The sequence below is a fragment of the Glycomyces buryatensis genome (genome assembly GCF_004912275.1).
In the GTDB taxonomy this organism is placed as follows: Bacteria; Actinomycetota; Actinomycetes; order Mycobacteriales; family Micromonosporaceae; genus Glycomyces; species Glycomyces buryatensis.
Map to the genome: position 1 here is coordinate 26,184 of NZ_STGY01000041.1, position 14,903 is coordinate 41,086.

Here is a 14,903-nt window from a genome sequence, read left to right on the forward strand (position 1 = left end):
CATGTACCAGATCGACTTTCCCAAGGTTCTGGCCGAATTCGGCCTCCGGCCCGCCGGCGACCCGAAACCGCTCGAAGGCGGCGAGGACAACGGCAACTTCCGCGTCGCCACCGACCGGGGCGAGGTGGTGGTGCGCGAGTACCGCGTGTCCGGCATCGACAAGGTCCGCGCCGAGCTGCGACTGGTCTCGTTCCTCACCGAACGCGGATATCCGACGCCCGCGCCGTACCGGACCGGCACCGGCGAACTGGTGGTCGAGGCCGAACGCCCCATCGCCGTCTTCCCTTGGGTGCCAGGCGATGTCCCGACTCAAATGACGGAACCGCTTTCCGAGCAGGTCGGCGAGCTCCTGGCGCGGATGCACCTGGCCACCGCCGACTGGAACGACGAGGGCCTTCCGGTGATCGACCGCCTCGGCCTCCTCCGCCAGGGATTGGACTCCCGGCCCGAACTCGAAGGCGTCGACGAGTGGCACGCGCGGATGCGGACGTTCCTCGACGCCTCCGGTGAGGATCTGAAGCGATTGGGGACGCTGCCGTCGGGTCCGCTCCACCACGACCTGCACCGCCAGAACCTCCTGGTGGCCAACGGGAAGATTACCGCTGTGCTCGACTTCGACGAGCTCAACCGCGGCCCGCTCATCATCGACCTGGCGCGCGTCTTCCACTACCTGGCCGTCGACCGCGATGACCGACGCCTGTCGCGCGGCCTCGCCGAGGCCGTCGTCGCCGGATACGAGCGGACCAGGCCCCTGTCCGAGGCCGAACGCGAACTGCTGCCGGTCGCCTTCGACCTGGTCGGCCTGGTCGACGCGGCCGCCTTCATCATGTGGGCCGCCCCCGCCATCGGACTGAGCCATGTGGACGAATGCAATAGCTGGATCGCCTACCTGCGCAATGTGGACGCGCTCGCCTGAACCGCGAGGTGGGACAGGGGATCCGGCCGCGACGACGCATTCGAGCATTCGCTAGTCGAGCTTCTCCCGGATCCGGTCCGCGCCGCCGTCCTGGTTCGGAGATCAATCGTCGATGGTCTGGCGCAGGGCCGCGGCGAAGGCCTCGGGCTTACCGGTCTGGCCGTATTCGCCTCCCAGGAAGCCGCCGTGGCCATCGGGGAACTCGACCGGCTCGGTTCCGAGTCGAGCGGCCACGGCTCGAGCCGCGCGGGCGGCCATTTCCTCGCCCGAGTCGGCGCCGACCGCGATGACAATGCTGGTCTGGGCGGCGCGCAGTGCCTCGAAATTGTGCCGGTAGGGCCCGCAGGTCACCAAGTTCTGGCCGAGCAGGGGGTCGTCGCGGGAGCCGTCGTCTTCGGTGGGCAGCCCGAAATCGGCCGGGCTCGGGCCGGGCCCGTTCAGGTATTCGGCGGTGACCGGGCCTTGGAGGGAGACGAGCGCGATGAACTTCACCATCGCCGGTTCGAAACCGGAGCTCAGGTAGGTCGCACGGATGTCCTCGCAAACCGCCAGCAACTCCTTGGCGTCCGGCAGTTCCGCCGAGGCGGGCGGCTCGTGTGCGACGAGGGTCCGCACCTGTTCGGGGTGCTGGGCCACCAGCGCGAGGGCGTTGACCGCGCCTCCGCTGGAGGCGAAGAGGTCGACCGGACCGGTGCCGAGCGCGGCGATCAGGCGGTGCAGGTCGTCGGCGTGCTCGTCGGGTGTGGTCTCGGCGGCGCCGTCGGTCCGTACACTGCGTTCGGAGCCGCGCGGGTCGTAGGTGACCACCGTGCGGTCGGTGAAGTGCCCCGCCAGCGTGGTGAATCCGGGTGCCGCCATGGGCGATCCGATCAGCAGCAGGACCGGCCCGTCGCCGGTGCCGCCCTCGCGGACGTCGTAGTGCAGGACGGCGCCCGGTGCTTCCAGCATGTGGGTGCGCGGCTCGGTCATGATGGCTCCTTCGTCGGTGTTTCGATGCTATGTGTGCCGACGCCTCGAGGCGGGCGAATTCATCGCCGCGTACAGGTCTCGTCGCTGATGCCGGTGCCGCCGGCGGCGACCCGGGTGCCCTCCTCGGTGATGCGACCGCCCGAGCCGAATCCCATCGGTGATTGAGGTCACAGCCGATCTCCGGGGTTCTGCGGTCACAATCGAGCGGCGCGATTCGTCCTCTAGGGGACACCGATATTGAGGGGGCACCGCGATGAACCACCATGAATGGCTGGCCGAGAGCTTTGAAGCGAACCGGCCGCGTCTTGAGGCGGTGGCCTACCGGATGCTCGGTTCGGCCGCCGAGGCCCAAGACGCAGTCCAGGAGTCGTGGCTGCGCCTGGCCGCCTCCAATTCCGAGGGCATCGACAATCTGGCCGGCTGGTTGACCACCGTGGTCGGCCGGGTCTGCCTGGACCACTTGCGGTCGCGCAAGTCCCGTCGCGAGCAGCCCATCGCCGATGCCGGACCGCAGACCGCCGAGTTGCCCAGCCCCGCGGGCAATCCCGAGTCCGAGGCGATGCTCGCCGACTCGGTCGGCCAGGCACTGCTGGTGGTACTGGAAACCCTCGACCCGGCGGAGCGTCTGGCGTTCGTCCTGCACGACATGTTCGCCGTCCCCTTCGACGACATCGCCCGCATCGTCGACCGCTCCCCGGCGGCGGCCCGCAAACTCGCCAGCCGCGCCCGCCACCGGGTGCAGGGCACCAGCGAGCCGCTGACGGTCGACCAGTCCCGCCAGCGCCAGATCGTGGAGGCGTTCCTGGAGGCGGCCCGGGGCGGCGACTTCGATGCCCTGGTCGCGGTCCTGGATCCCGATGTCGTCGCGCGCAGCAATGGCGGCTCGGTCGGGCCGATCGTGCGTGGTGTCATGCAGGTCGCCGGCGGTGCGATGGCGTTCGCCCCCCTCGCCACCGGGTCCCAGCTGGTACTGGCCGACGGCAAGGTCGCCGCTCTCGCCGGCAGCGCCAAGCTGCCGACGAGGGTCATGACCTTCACCATCGGCGACGACGGCAGGATCTCGATACTCGACGCCATCACCGACCCGGACCTGCTGGCGACGATGGACCTGGTGGTGATCGGCGACTGATGAGGAACTGTTCAAGCACTCCGGCGGTATTGGATCCGGCCCTATCGGATTCTGAGACGCATCCTAGGTGCGTCAGGCTGGGACCAGGCAGCTCAGCGGCGGGTCGATCAGTGAGCAGATCGATTGCGGGACGACGGGTTCGTAGTCCTCCGGGACGCCGCCCGATTCGATGAGGTCGGTATAGGTCGGCACTGCGTCGGTCGGGTGGCGGACCAGGTCGGGGTCGTTCACCGCGTCGACGGTGTAAAGGCCGAACCGGGGCGTGTAGCTGCCCCATTCGTAGTTGTCGGTGATCGACCAGTAGTTGTATCCGATGACGTTCATGCCGTCGGCGACAGCGCGCTGGAGCCAGTAGACATGGTCGGACAGGTGCTCCGAGCGGGTCAGTCCGTCCTCGCGCGGGGCGCCGTCTTCGGTCGGCATGCCGTTCTCGACTATGTAGAGCGGCTTGTCGGGGAACTTATTGTGGTAGTAGCGAAGCGCGTAGTAGATGCCGTCGGGTTGGGCCGAGGCCTGGCCGCCGGTGACCTCGCGGATCGCGGTGAGGTTGTCGAGGCTGAGCCCGTAGTAGTAGTCGACGCCGACGAAGTCGAGTTTCGAGGCGATCTTGTCGAGGAAGACCGCGTCGAACAGCCAGGGGGTGGCCGGGATGAAGGCGACATTGCTGGTGACCATCGCGCCGGGGTCGAGCTCGTGGATCAGGTCGTAGGCGTTGCCGTGGGCCGCCGCGAGGCGGTCGAACAGCGCCAGGGCGTCGAACCAGGTCGCGGATCCATTGTCGATCTCGTGAAATACGTAGAGGGTCGGCTCGTTGAAGGTCACCCACATGACGCCGAGTCCGCTGTAGCGGTCCACGATTCGCTCGGAGTAGGCGGTGAAGTCGGTGAGGGTGTCGGCGCTCTTCCAACCGCCCTGGTCGGCGACCCAGCCGGGGTGGACCCAGTGGTTGAGGGTGATCATCGGGGTCATTCCGGCGTCGAGGATGTGCTGGACCACGTCGTCGTAGTAGGCGAGCTCGGCCTCGTCCCACTGCCCGGGTGCGGGTTCGACGCGGGCCCATTCGATGCCGAAGCGGTAAACCTCGACGCCCATGTCGGCGGCGAGGGCGATGTCCTCGGCATAGCGGTGGCGGAAGTCGACGCCGTTGCCGTAGGGCTCGTGCTTGTCGCCGTTCTCGGTGTAGCGCAGCCAGTTGCTGTCGGGGGCGTCGCCTTCGGATTGGAATCCGGAGGAGGCGACGCCCCAGAGGAAGTCGTCGGGGAGCGGCTCCACGGTTTCATCGGCGCCGGCCGGGGAGGCGGAGACGATGAGAAGGGAGGCGAACAGGGCGAGACAGGCGGTCAGTTTTCCGAACGCGCGCATGGGAAAGCACTCCTTACTTCCCCGTAACTTGTGATCGATGATAATCGATTCAAGGGCCGCATGGTCGGAACAAACCACCCTAATTTGTCCTAGATCGGTGATCGCCGAAGGAGGAGGCCAGCAGTCCCCGCACAATCGGCGATCACCCACCAAAGCGTCAGCCTCCCATCGGCATGACTCGGGCGATACGGATCGACGCGCCGCCGCTCTCGACCCTCGCCGACGACCGGCTCCGCTCAGTACGCGTCGAACCGCTCTCGGGCGGCGGACGGCGCGGCGGCGTGCGCGTCGAGGTCCGCCCACGGGTCGGACTTCTGCGCCAAGCGCCTGGCGATCGACTCGATACCGTGCCCGTTCGGGGTCGCATTGCCGAGTTCGGACCAGTCCAGCGGCGTCGCGACCGCCGCACCGGGCCGCGCGCGCAGGGAGTACGGCGCGATGATCGTCTGCCCGTAGGCATTGCGGTTGACGTCGAGGAAGATCCGGCCCCCGCGCCGGGCCTTGCGCTGGGCGGTGGTCAGCAGGTCGGGTTCGTCCTCGGCGAGGCGGTCGGCGAGGTCGGTCGCCAGGCCCCGGACGAAATCGAAGTCGGACGAGCCGTCCAGCGGCGCCACCACGTGGAAGCCGCGCCCGCCGGTGGCCTGCACGAACGGGGTCAACCCGATCCGGTCGTACCTGTCGCGCACCCGGCGCGCGACCGCGCGCAGCGTGTCGACCGTGACGCCATCCGGCGGATCGATGTCGATCACCAGTCGGTCGGGGCAGTCCAAGTTCTCCATGGTGGACAACCAGATGTGGAACTCGATGGTGGCCTGGTTGGCGAGGTACACCAGCGCGGCGGCGTCCTCGCACACCACGTGGTCGACCGTGCCGCTGCCGCCGCGCTGCGGCACGCGCTCGACGCGGATCCAGTCGGGGAAGTAATCCGACGCGTTCTGCTGGAAGAAGCCCTCCGAGCCGACCCCGTCGGGGTAGCGGCGCATCACCAGCGGACGACCGGCCAGGTGCGGCACCATCACCTCCGCCACCGACCGGTAGTGGTCGATCATGTCGCCCTTGCTGACGTGGTCGTCCGGAAAGAGCTCCTTGTCGAGTCTGGACACGTCGATGTCGTGTTCGGCGATGTGGAGCGTTTGCGCGGCCATCTCAGTTCGTCTCCTTCATGACGTCCCTCGCGGGCTTGCCGGCTCACACCCCGCGCCATCGCGGGAAAGTACCCGGGGCGTGGCGGCGCCAAACCGACGCGTGTTTCGGAGGTGGCGATTGGGTCGGCCGTGACCAGGGATTCCGCCGAGGCCTCACGACGGCGCTTCGGACGCGCGTCACAGCGACGTCGAATTCGCTTGTCGAACGGCTAGTTGCCGCGCATCCTGGTGTGCGGGCCCGAACGGTACGGCCCACTCCTCAGTTCGATTGGACCACCGTGACCGACTCCGCCCTGCGCGCTCCAGCTCTCGGCCGCACCGACCCCGGGTTGGCGCGCTGGCGCAATGCCGTGCTCATCGTCTTCGCGATGTCGGGCTTCATCTTCGCCAACTGGGCGGCCCGCGTCCCCAACGTGCGCGACATCCTCGGGGCGACCACTCGCGAGATGGGGCTGCTCATCCTCGGCATCGCCATCGGCGCGATCGTCGGGCTCATAGCCTCCAGCCATGTCATCGCCCACCTCGGCCCGACCACCTCGATCCGTTGGTTCATGACGACGGCCGCGATCGGACTGGCGCTGTCCGGGCTCATTGTCGGGCTGGTCCCTAACTTCTGGCTGCTGGTGGTGGCCCTGTTCGTGATCGGGGCGGGCAACTCGATCCTCGACGTGTCCATGAACCTGTCGGGCGCCGACGCCGAGCGCCGCATCGGCAAGACCCTGATGCCGCTGTTCCACGCCTTCTTCAGCTTCGGCACCATGCTCGGCGCCGGGGTCGGCGCGCTGACCGAACAGCTCGGCATCCCGGTCGAGGTCCACTTGACCGCCGTCGGGGCCGTCGTCCTGGTCATCGGCCTGCACGCCGTCCGGTCCCTGCCGCCGTCGGAGAAGCCGCGGGCGCCCGAGCCGGGCGAGGCCGCCGGATGGCGCACCCGCCTGGCCGCCTGGACCGACACGCGGGTGCTGCTGATCGGCCTCATCGTGCTCGGCATGGCCTTCACCGAGGGCACCGCGAACGACTGGCTGAGTCTGTCCATGGTCGACGGCTACGGCCTGACCAACCCCGCCGGTGCGGCGGTGTTCGCCCTGTTCGTGACCGCCATGACGATCGGCCGGGTGTGCGGCGGGGCGCTGCTGGACCGGTTCGGGCGCGTCCCGGTCCTGGTCGGATCGGCGATGCTGGCCTTCGCTGGCCTGCTGCTGGTGATCATCGGCCCGACCGCCCCGATCGCCATCGCCGGTACCGTCCTGTGGGGACTCGGCGCCGCACTGGGCTTCCCGGTCGGCATGTCGGCCGCCGCCGACGATCCCGAGAAGGCCACCGCCAATGTCGCGGCCGTGGCGACCATCGGCTACGTCGCCTTCCTCGTCGGCCCGCCCCTGATCGGGCTGCTCGGCGACGAGGTGGGGCTGCGCAAGACGTTCCTGGTGGTCCTGGTGCTGGTCGCGGTGGCGCTGCTGTGCTCGCCGGCCGCCCGCAAACCCAAGGCGGGCTAGCTTCGCTCCACGTCCGCCCGGGGATCGCCGACCATGGACGCCGGATCGACGTAGCGATCGAAGTCGGCCGCGCTGACTCCCGACTCCAGCGACGCCTCGCGCAGCGTCGTGCCCTCCGCGTCGGCCTTGTGGGCGATCTCGGCGGCCCGGTCGTAGCCGATGTGCGGGCTCAGCGCGGTCACCAGCATCAGCGAGCGGTCGACATGGGAGGCGATCCGCTCGGTGTCCAGCTCGGTGCCCTCGACGCTGAAGATCCGGAGCTTCTCGGCGGCGTCGGCGAGGATCCGCGCCGAGTGCAGGACATTGTCGATGATGATCGGCCGCATCGTATTGAGCTCGAAATTGCCCTGCGCTCCCGCCGCCGCGACGATCGAGTCCTCGCCGATGACCTGGAGGCACACCATGATCATCGCCTCCTGCTGGGTCGGATTGACCTTGCCCGGCATGATCGAGGAGCCCGGTTCGTTGGCCGGCAGTTTGAGCTCCCCCAGTCCGGCGCGCGGGCCCGAGGCGAGCCAGCGCATGTCGCCCGCGACCTTCATCGCCGCCACCGCGACCCCGCGCAGCCCGGCGCTGACGGCGACGATGCCGTCGAGCGAGGCCTGGGCGGCGAACTTATTGGGCGCGGTGCGCAGCGGCAGGCCGGTGAGTTCGGCGAGTTTCGCCGCGATCGCCTCGCCGAAGCCGGCCGGGGCATTGATGCCGGTGCCGACGGCGGTCCCCCCGGCGGCGAGCTCGCCGATCGCCTCCAGCGAGCGTTCCAGTCTGGAGCTCGCCGCGCGCAGCTGCGCGGCCCAGCCCGACCATTCCTGGCCGACCGTGAGCGGGGTGGCGTCCTGGAGGTGGGTGCGGCCGATCTTGACGACGTCCGCCCACCGCACGGCCTTGTCGTGGATGGCGGCGGCGAGGGAGTCGAGCTGCGGGAGCGTATGGTCGCGGATCGCCAGCAGGGTGGCGATGTGCATTGCGGTGGGGAAGCTGTCGTTCGAGGACTGCCCCAGGTTGACATGGTCGTTCGGGTGGACGAGGCGCTTGGCGCCGATCTCCCCGCCGAGGAGTTGGCTGGCGCGGTTGGCGAGCACCTCGTTGATGTTCATGTTCGACTGGGTGCCGGACCCGGACTGCCATACGTAGAGCGGGAACTCGGCGTCGAGGTGCCCGGCGACGGCCTCGTCCGCGGCTTCCGCGATCGCCTGCGCCAGCGCCGGATCGAGGCGCCCGTCGGCCTCGTTCACGAGTGCTGCGGCCTTTTTGACCTGGGCGTAGGCGTGGTAGAGCTCGGTCGGCATGCGGTCGTCGCCGATGGAGAAGTGAATGAGGGAGCGCTGTGTCTGTGCGCCCCAATAGTGTTCGGCGGGCACTTCGATCGTGCCCATGGAGTCGCTCTCGACGCGCGTGCCGGTCTGGCCGGTGCCGACCGGCACGCGCGGCTCGGATGCTTGAGACGTCATCTGGTCACCTCGCACGGTGGTTGGGCCGGCTGCAAGCGTAGTTCAGGATGCGCCGGTCCGGTGCCGCGTTGGGGGACAGTCGCGTTAGCCGCGGTTGACCTTCTCCCACCAGGTGAAGGTGCCGCGGTAGTCGGCCGGGGTGTTGTCGGCGGCGTGGTTGGCGAGGCCGTTCTTGCCGAAGAAGTAGTCGTGGACCTGGGCTTGGGCCGACCCGGACATGTCGGGGTCGGCCACCGCATTGGCGTGGATGTGGTAGTCGAAGCCCTGTTCGGGAGTGCGCAGCCAGGCTGCGAATCCGACGGCGCGCAGCGCCTTGACGGTCTGCCAGCGTTCGTTGGTCGACATGGAGCCGACGGCGATGTCCACGACGCCGCCGCCGTCGTGCGTGCCGGCGGAGTCGGGGTTGCCGGTGTTGTATGAGCCCTGGGTGAGGGTCAGATTCCAGGACAACTTGGCGTCGGCGGCGGCCAGCATGTTCTTGGTGCGGGTGTTGACCCGTTTGCCGCCGTACGAGTCCGAGGAGTCGCCGACGCTGACGGCGCGGTCGACGGTGAATCCCTGGTCCTCGCCGAGCTTGGTGAGGGAGGTGGGGCCGGGCAGTCCGTTGGCGTCGAGTCCGGTGTAGCCGAGCGAGCGCTGCCAGGCGCCGTAGGCGGTGATGGTGGTGCTGCCGTAGTGGCCGTCGACGAGGTCGGCGTCGAGGTGTCCCTTGGCGTCGAGCGCGGCCTCGACGACCTTGACGTGGGGTCCGGCGTTGAGGGTGGTGTCGCTGCCGGATTTGCGCGGGTCGACCATCGCGGCGACCAGGACCAGTTCCATGTTGACGGAGGTCGCGGCGTCGGCCTGCCGCATGGCGAACACGGCGGGGACCATGGCCGCTCCCGCGACGGTGCCCGCGGCCAGGAGGGCGCGGGAGAGGACCCATCGTCTGGAGCGGGTGAGGGGGATGGCCGAGGTTTCGGAGGATTCGTCGGTCGTCATGCGCATTTGCCCCTTCTGAGGGTCTTGTAAGCGACTGCCCGAGATATTCACAGCACCATATCGAGGAAATTCTTCGATGAAAAGACCCTGAATGAAGCGAAGCTCCACGAAAGACGGCGGCGGGACGGCCCGGCGACCAAGGGTGAAGACGTTGCGGCGCAGCGGTGCCGCCGAACGCGTTTAGGTCGCGCTCGGCGGCACCGTGGCTTGACTAAGCGCCGGTGTAGGCCGCCAGGTGCTCGCCGGTGAGGGTGGTGCGGGCGGCGACGAGGTCGGTGGGGGTGCCCTCGAAGACGATCTTGCCGCCGTCGTGGCCGGCGCCCGGGCCGAGGTCGATGATCCAGTCGGCGTGCGCCATGACCGCCTGGTGGTGCTCGATGACGATGACCGACTTGCCGGCCTCGACCAAGCGGTCGAGGAGTCCGAGCAGCTGCTCGACGTCGGCGAGGTGGAGGCCGGTGGTCGGCTCGTCCAGGACGTAGACGCCGCCCTTCTCGCCCATGTGGGTGGCGAGCTTGAGGCGCTGCCGCTCGCCGCCGGACAGCGTGGTGAGCGGCTGCCCGAGCGTGAGGTAGCCGAGCCCGACGTCGGCGAGCCGGTCCAGGATCTTGTGCGCCGCCGGGACGCGTCCCTCGCCCTCACCGAAGAACGCCTCGGCCTCGGCCACCGACATCGCCAGGACCTCGGCGATGTCGCGCCCGCCGAAGCGGTACTCCAGCACCGCGGCCTGGAATCGCTTCCCCTCGCAGTCCTCGCAGGGCGTGGCGACGCCGGCCATGACGGCCAGGTCGGTGTAGATGACGCCGGCGCCCTTGCAGGTCGGGCAGGCGCCCTCGGAGTTGGCGCTGAACAGGGCGGGCTTCACGCCGTTGGCCTTGGCGAAGGCCTTGCGGATCGGATCGAGCAGCCCGGTGTAGGTGGCGGGATTGCTGCGCCTGGAGCCCTTGATGGCGCCCTGGTCGATCGCGACCACGCCGTCCTGGATCGAGACCGAGCCGGTGATGAGCGAGCTCTTGCCCGACCCGGCCACGCCGGTCACGACCGTCAGCACCCCCAGCGGGATGTCGACGTCGACGTCCTGGAGATTGTGGGAGGTGGCGCCGCGGACCTCCATGACGCTCTTGGGGGTCCGCACCGTCTCCTTGAGCGAGGCCCGGTCGTCCAGGTGGCGGCCGGTGATCGTGCCCGACTTCCGCAGGCCCTCGACGCTGCCCTCGAAGCAGACCATGCCGCCGCCGGTTCCGGCGGCGGGGCCGAGGTCGACGATGTGGTCGGCGATGGCGATCGCCTCGGGCTTGTGCTCCACGACCAGGACGGTGTTGCCCTTGTCGCGCAGGCGCAGCAGCAGGTCGTTCATCCGCTGGATGTCGTGCGGGTGGAGGCCGATGGTGGGCTCGTCGAAGACGTAGGTGACGTCGGTGAGCGCCGAACCGAGGTGGCGGATCATCTTGGTGCGCTGTGCTTCACCGCCCGAGAGCGTCCCGGCGGGCCGGTCCAGCGAGAGGTAGCCCAGCCCGATCTCCACGAAGGAGTCGAGCGTCTCCCCCAGCGCGGTCAGCAGCGGCGCCACCGACGGCTCGTCCAGGCCCCGCACCCAGGCGGCCAGGTCGTTGATCTGCATCGCGCAGGCGTCGGCGATATTGACGCCCTTGATCCTCGAGGAGCGGGCGCCCTCGTTGAGCCGGGTGCCGTCGCATTCGGGGCAGTCTGAGAAGGCGATCACGCGGTCGACGAACGCCCGGATGTGCGGCTGCATCGCCTCGCGGTCCTTGGACAGCATCGACTTCTGGATCTTGGGGATGACGCCCTCGTAGGTGAGGTTGATGCCCTCGACCTTGATCTTGGTCGGCTCCTTGTAGAGCAGGTCGTGCAGCTCGCCCTCGGAGTACTCGCGGATCGGCTTGTCCGGGTCGATCGTCTTCAGGCCGCGGTAGATGCGGCCCTGCCAACCGTCCATGCTGTAGCCCGGAACCGTGAGCGCACCCTCATTGAGGGACTTGGTGTCGTCGTAGAGCTGCGTGAGGTCGAAGTCGGTCACGTGGCCCGTGCCCTCGCACCTGGGGCACATCCCGCCGGTGATGCTGAAGTCGCGACGCTCCTTGACCTGCTTCCCGTCCTTCTCGAAGACGACGGCGCCGGCGCCGCTGATCGAAGCGACGTTGAACGAGAAGGCCTTCGGCGAGCCGATGTGCGGGTCCCCCAGTCGGCTGAAGAGGATCCGCAGCATCGCGTTGGCGTCGGTGGCGGTGCCGACCGTGGAGCGGGGGTTGGCGCCCATCCGCTCCTGGTCGACCAGGATCGCCGTGGTCAGCCCGTCGAGCAGGTCGACCTCTGGCCGCGCCTGCGTGGGCATGAAGCCCTGCACGAAGGCCGAGTAGGTCTCGTTGATGAGCCGCTGCGACTCCGCCGCGATCGTGCCGAACACCAGCGAACTCTTGCCGGAGCCTGAGACGCCGGTGAACACCGTCAGGCGGCGCTTGGGGAGCTCGACCGAGACGTCCTTGAGATTGTTGACGCGCGCGCCGGACACGCGGATCAGGTCGTGGCTGTCGGCGAGGTGGGGTTGCCGCTGGTGGTTCGCTGCCATGGTTATTTCTCGGTCTCCTGAATACGGACCATATTGCCCGCGGGGTCGCGGAAGGCGCAGTCGCGGACGCCGTACGGCTGGTCGGTGGGTTCTTGAACGACTTCGGCGCCTGCGGCCTGGACCTGTTCGAACGTCGCGTTGACGTCAGCGGTGGCCAGCAGGATCGCCCCGAAGGTGCCCTTGGCCATCATCTCGGTGATGGTGTGGCGCTCTTCGTCGGTGACGCCGGGGTCGGCGCCGGGAGGGGCCAGGACGATGGACGTGCCGGGCTGATCGACCGGGCCGACCGTGAGCCAGCGCATGCCGTCGTAGCCGACGTCCTTGCGCAGTTCGAATCCGAGCGCGTCGCGGTAGAAGCCGAGGGCCGCCTCGGCGTCGTCGTGGAAGAGGAAGCTGGAGAAGATCGTGATGTCCATGAACGCAACTCTAGGTTCGGCGTCGGGCGGGCGCTTCTTGATTCCTGACTGGTCTGGTCACGTATTTCGAGACCAAAGTGGGCATCCCCTCCATTTCATCGGCGTGCTTGAGTTTGTACTCGCTGGGGGACATCCCCACCAGTTCGGAGAAGCGGGTCGAGAAGGTGCCGAGCGAGGAGCAGCCGACGGTGAAGCAGACTTCGGTGACGCTGAGATCGCCTCGGCGCAGCAGCGACATCGCTCGTTCGATGCGCCGGGTCATGAGGTAGCTGTACGGCGCCTCGCCGAATGCGCGGCGGAATTCGCGGCTGAGGTGCCCGGCGGACATGTGGGCGTCGCGGGCCAGCGCCTCGACGTTGAGCGGCCGTTCGTACTCGCGGTCGATCCGGTCGCGGACCGCACGCAGGCGCTTCAGGTCCCGTAGACGTTGCTCCTCAGTGGGCTTACTGGTCACGCGGCTATCGTGCCACAGGCCACCGACAATCGCGGGCGCTGCGGAAGATCCGGTATCCACTTGGGCCTGGAATGCATTGCGCGCCTTGGGATTAGCTGGGTGATCACACCGGAGCAGTAGGGTCGGTGACCGATCCTGATCCGCCACGGGCGCGGTCGCCGCCTCGTGGCCGTGGTTCCTGATCCCGGCGGGCGCGGCCACCGGGATGCGCCGCTTCCTGACGAAGGAGCGGCGAGTCTGGTTCGATCGGGCCTCGGGCGCGATCCTCCTGGTCTTCGCGGGCTGGCTCGCCTGGGAGTTCTTCGTCGAAATGCGGTGAGACCGCCACTTGACAAGCGGAACTGTATCGGTAAAGTAAGCCCCGCCGTATCGACCCACCAAGAGAGGCGCACCCATGTCGCGCGAGGCAATCCCGGCCGTAGTCAATGTCGACGTCGAAGGACCCCAGATCAACCGCCATGTGTACGGCCACTTCGCCGAGCACCTGGGCCGCTGCATCTACGGCGGGTTCTACGTCGGCGAGGACTCCGACATCCCCAACGAGGGCGGCATCCGCCTCGACGTCGTCGAGGCCCTGCGGGCCCTCAACATCCCCAACCTGCGCTGGCCCGGCGGCTGCTTCGCCGACGAGTACCACTGGATGGACGGCATCGGCCCCAAGGAGGACCGCGCCGTCATGATCAACACCCACTGGGGCGGGGTCGAGGAGAACAACCACTTCGGCACCCACGAGTTCATGGCGCTGTGCGAACTGCTCGGCACCGAGCCCTACATCTCCGGCAACGTCGGCTCCGGCACCGTCCGCGAGATGAGCGAGTGGATCGAGTACCTCACCCGCGACGGCGACTCGCCCATGGTGCGCCTGCGCAAGCAGAACGGCCGCGAGGAGCCCTGGAAGGTCAAGTACTGGGGCCTGGGCAACGAGACCTGGGGCTGCGGCGGCAATATGAGCGCCGAGCAGTACGCCATGGACGCCCGCAAGTACGCCACCTACTGCCGCAACTACGGCGACAACAAGCTCTACCGCATCGCCGCCGGGGCCGCCGACTTCAGCTACGACTGGACCGAGACCCTCATGAAGCAGCTGGGCCACCTCGGCTGCCAGCGCGTCGAGCGCCCGCTCTACCAGGCGGTCTCGGTGCACTACTACACGATCGCCGGGAACTGGGAGAACAAGGGCGACGCCAAGGAGTTCACCACCGACGAGTACTACACGACGATGGTCAAGGCCGCCCGCACCGACGAGCTGCTGACCGGCCACTCCAACGTAATGGACCTGTACGACCCGACGAAGGAGATCGGGATCGTCATGGACGAGTGGGGCACCTGGTGGAACGTCGAGCCGGGCACCAACCCCGGATTCCTGTACCAGCAGAACACCCTCCGCGACGCACTCGTCGCCTCCGTCCACTTCGACATCTTCCACAAGCACGCCGACCGGCTCCACATGGCCAATATCGCGCAGACGGTGAACGTGCTCCAGGCGATGATCCTCACCGACCCCGACTCGGGCGCCCTGGTGCTCACCCCGACCTACCACGTGTTCGAGATGAACAAGGGCCACCAGGACGCGGCCAGCCTGCGCGTCGACACTCCGGCCGGGCTGCCCAGCCGCAAGGTGGACGAGGCCGAGCTGGACACCGTGTCGATCTCGGCCTCCCGCAAGGACGGCAAGGTGCTGTTCTCGCTGTCCAACCTGGATGCCGACGAGGCCGTCGACGTCGACCTCGACCTGCGCGGCGGGACGCTCCGCGAGGTCGCCTCCCGGATCCTCACCGCCGACGCGCTCCAGAGCCACAACGAGCCGACCGCGCTCGAGGCCGTCGCGCCGCGGGCCCACGAGGTCACCGCCACCGAGAAGGGCCTGCGGGTGCACCTGCCGGCCCACTCCTTCGTGACCGTCGAAGGCAGTGTCGCGTAGACATCCACGGCCCCGGCCGCCGCACCGCATGGCGAGTGCGGCGGCCCGGGGCGTCGACCTGGTCCGCGATAGGCTC

At 68.5% G+C, this 14,903-nt stretch carries 12 protein-coding genes; 4 read left to right on the forward strand and 8 right to left on the reverse strand.

Annotation, left to right across the window (positions count from 1 at the left end):
- Window position 1: 1 nt before the first annotated feature.
- Window positions 2–916 (forward strand): homoserine kinase, encoded by a 915-nt coding sequence (locus tag FAB82_RS09840; RefSeq protein ID WP_136534371.1) that lies wholly within the window; start codon window positions 2–4, stop codon window positions 914–916.
- Window positions 917–1,018: 102 nt separating this feature from the next.
- On the opposite strand, the gene FAB82_RS09845 is transcribed toward FAB82_RS09840, so the two are convergent.
- Window positions 1,019–1,885 (reverse strand): alpha/beta fold hydrolase, encoded by an 867-nt coding sequence (locus FAB82_RS09845; RefSeq protein ID WP_136534372.1) that lies wholly within the window; start codon window positions 1,883–1,885, stop codon window positions 1,019–1,021.
- 253 nt (window positions 1,886–2,138) lie between these two features.
- Between FAB82_RS09845 and FAB82_RS09850 the strand changes: the two genes are divergently transcribed.
- Complete coding sequence (locus FAB82_RS09850) at window positions 2,139–3,014, forward strand: sigma-70 family RNA polymerase sigma factor (protein WP_136534373.1); 876 nt, start codon at window positions 2,139–2,141, stop codon at window positions 3,012–3,014.
- 72 nt (window positions 3,015–3,086) lie between these two features.
- On the opposite strand, the gene FAB82_RS09855 is transcribed toward FAB82_RS09850, so the two are convergent.
- Both FAB82_RS09855 and ligD read right to left on the reverse strand, forming a co-directional pair.
- On the reverse strand, window positions 3,087–4,376 hold the full coding sequence (locus tag FAB82_RS09855; protein WP_136534374.1) for a glycoside hydrolase family 1 protein: 1,290 nt from the start codon (window positions 4,374–4,376) through the stop codon (window positions 3,087–3,089).
- A gap of 236 nt (window positions 4,377–4,612) precedes the next feature.
- Window positions 4,613–5,521, reverse strand: coding sequence for a non-homologous end-joining DNA ligase (gene ligD / locus FAB82_RS09860; RefSeq protein WP_136534375.1), 909 nt, complete (start codon window positions 5,519–5,521; stop codon window positions 4,613–4,615).
- A 278-nt stretch (window positions 5,522–5,799) separates the two neighbouring features.
- Between ligD and FAB82_RS09865 the strand changes: the two genes are divergently transcribed.
- Complete coding sequence (locus FAB82_RS09865; protein ID WP_211116493.1) at window positions 5,800–7,017, forward strand: MFS transporter; 1,218 nt, start codon at window positions 5,800–5,802, stop codon at window positions 7,015–7,017.
- On the opposite strand, the gene FAB82_RS09870 is transcribed toward FAB82_RS09865, so the two are convergent.
- The 5 genes from FAB82_RS09870 to FAB82_RS27020 all read right to left on the reverse strand — a co-directional run bounded on the left by FAB82_RS09870 (window position 7,014) and on the right by FAB82_RS27020 (window position 12,906).
- Window positions 7,014–8,468, reverse strand: a complete 1,455-nt coding sequence (locus FAB82_RS09870; protein WP_136534376.1) for a class II fumarate hydratase — start codon at window positions 8,466–8,468, stop codon at window positions 7,014–7,016. The two genes, FAB82_RS09865 and FAB82_RS09870, sit on opposite strands and share 4 nt — an antisense overlap.
- Before the next feature lie 84 nt (window positions 8,469–8,552).
- Complete coding sequence (locus tag FAB82_RS09875) at window positions 8,553–9,449, reverse strand: peptidoglycan-binding protein (protein WP_136534377.1); 897 nt, start codon at window positions 9,447–9,449, stop codon at window positions 8,553–8,555.
- A 211-nt stretch (window positions 9,450–9,660) separates the two neighbouring features.
- Window positions 9,661–12,036: an ATP-binding cassette domain-containing protein gene (locus tag FAB82_RS09880; protein ID WP_136534378.1), complete on the reverse strand. Its 2,376-nt coding sequence runs from the start codon at window positions 12,034–12,036 to the stop codon at window positions 9,661–9,663.
- 2 nt (window positions 12,037–12,038) lie between these two features.
- The gene (locus FAB82_RS09885; RefSeq protein ID WP_136534379.1) at window positions 12,039–12,452 is read right to left on the reverse strand and encodes a VOC family protein; all 414 of its coding nucleotides are present in this window, start codon (window positions 12,450–12,452) and stop codon (window positions 12,039–12,041) included.
- A gap of 10 nt (window positions 12,453–12,462) precedes the next feature.
- Window positions 12,463–12,906, reverse strand: a complete 444-nt coding sequence (locus FAB82_RS27020) for a helix-turn-helix transcriptional regulator (RefSeq protein ID WP_168801518.1) — start codon at window positions 12,904–12,906, stop codon at window positions 12,463–12,465.
- Window positions 12,907–13,300: 394 nt separating this feature from the next.
- On the opposite strand from FAB82_RS27020, the gene FAB82_RS09895 reads away from it, so the two are divergent.
- Window positions 13,301–14,827: an alpha-N-arabinofuranosidase gene (locus FAB82_RS09895; RefSeq protein WP_136534381.1), complete on the forward strand. Its 1,527-nt coding sequence runs from the start codon at window positions 13,301–13,303 to the stop codon at window positions 14,825–14,827.
- The last annotated feature ends 76 nt before the right edge of the window (window positions 14,828–14,903 follow it).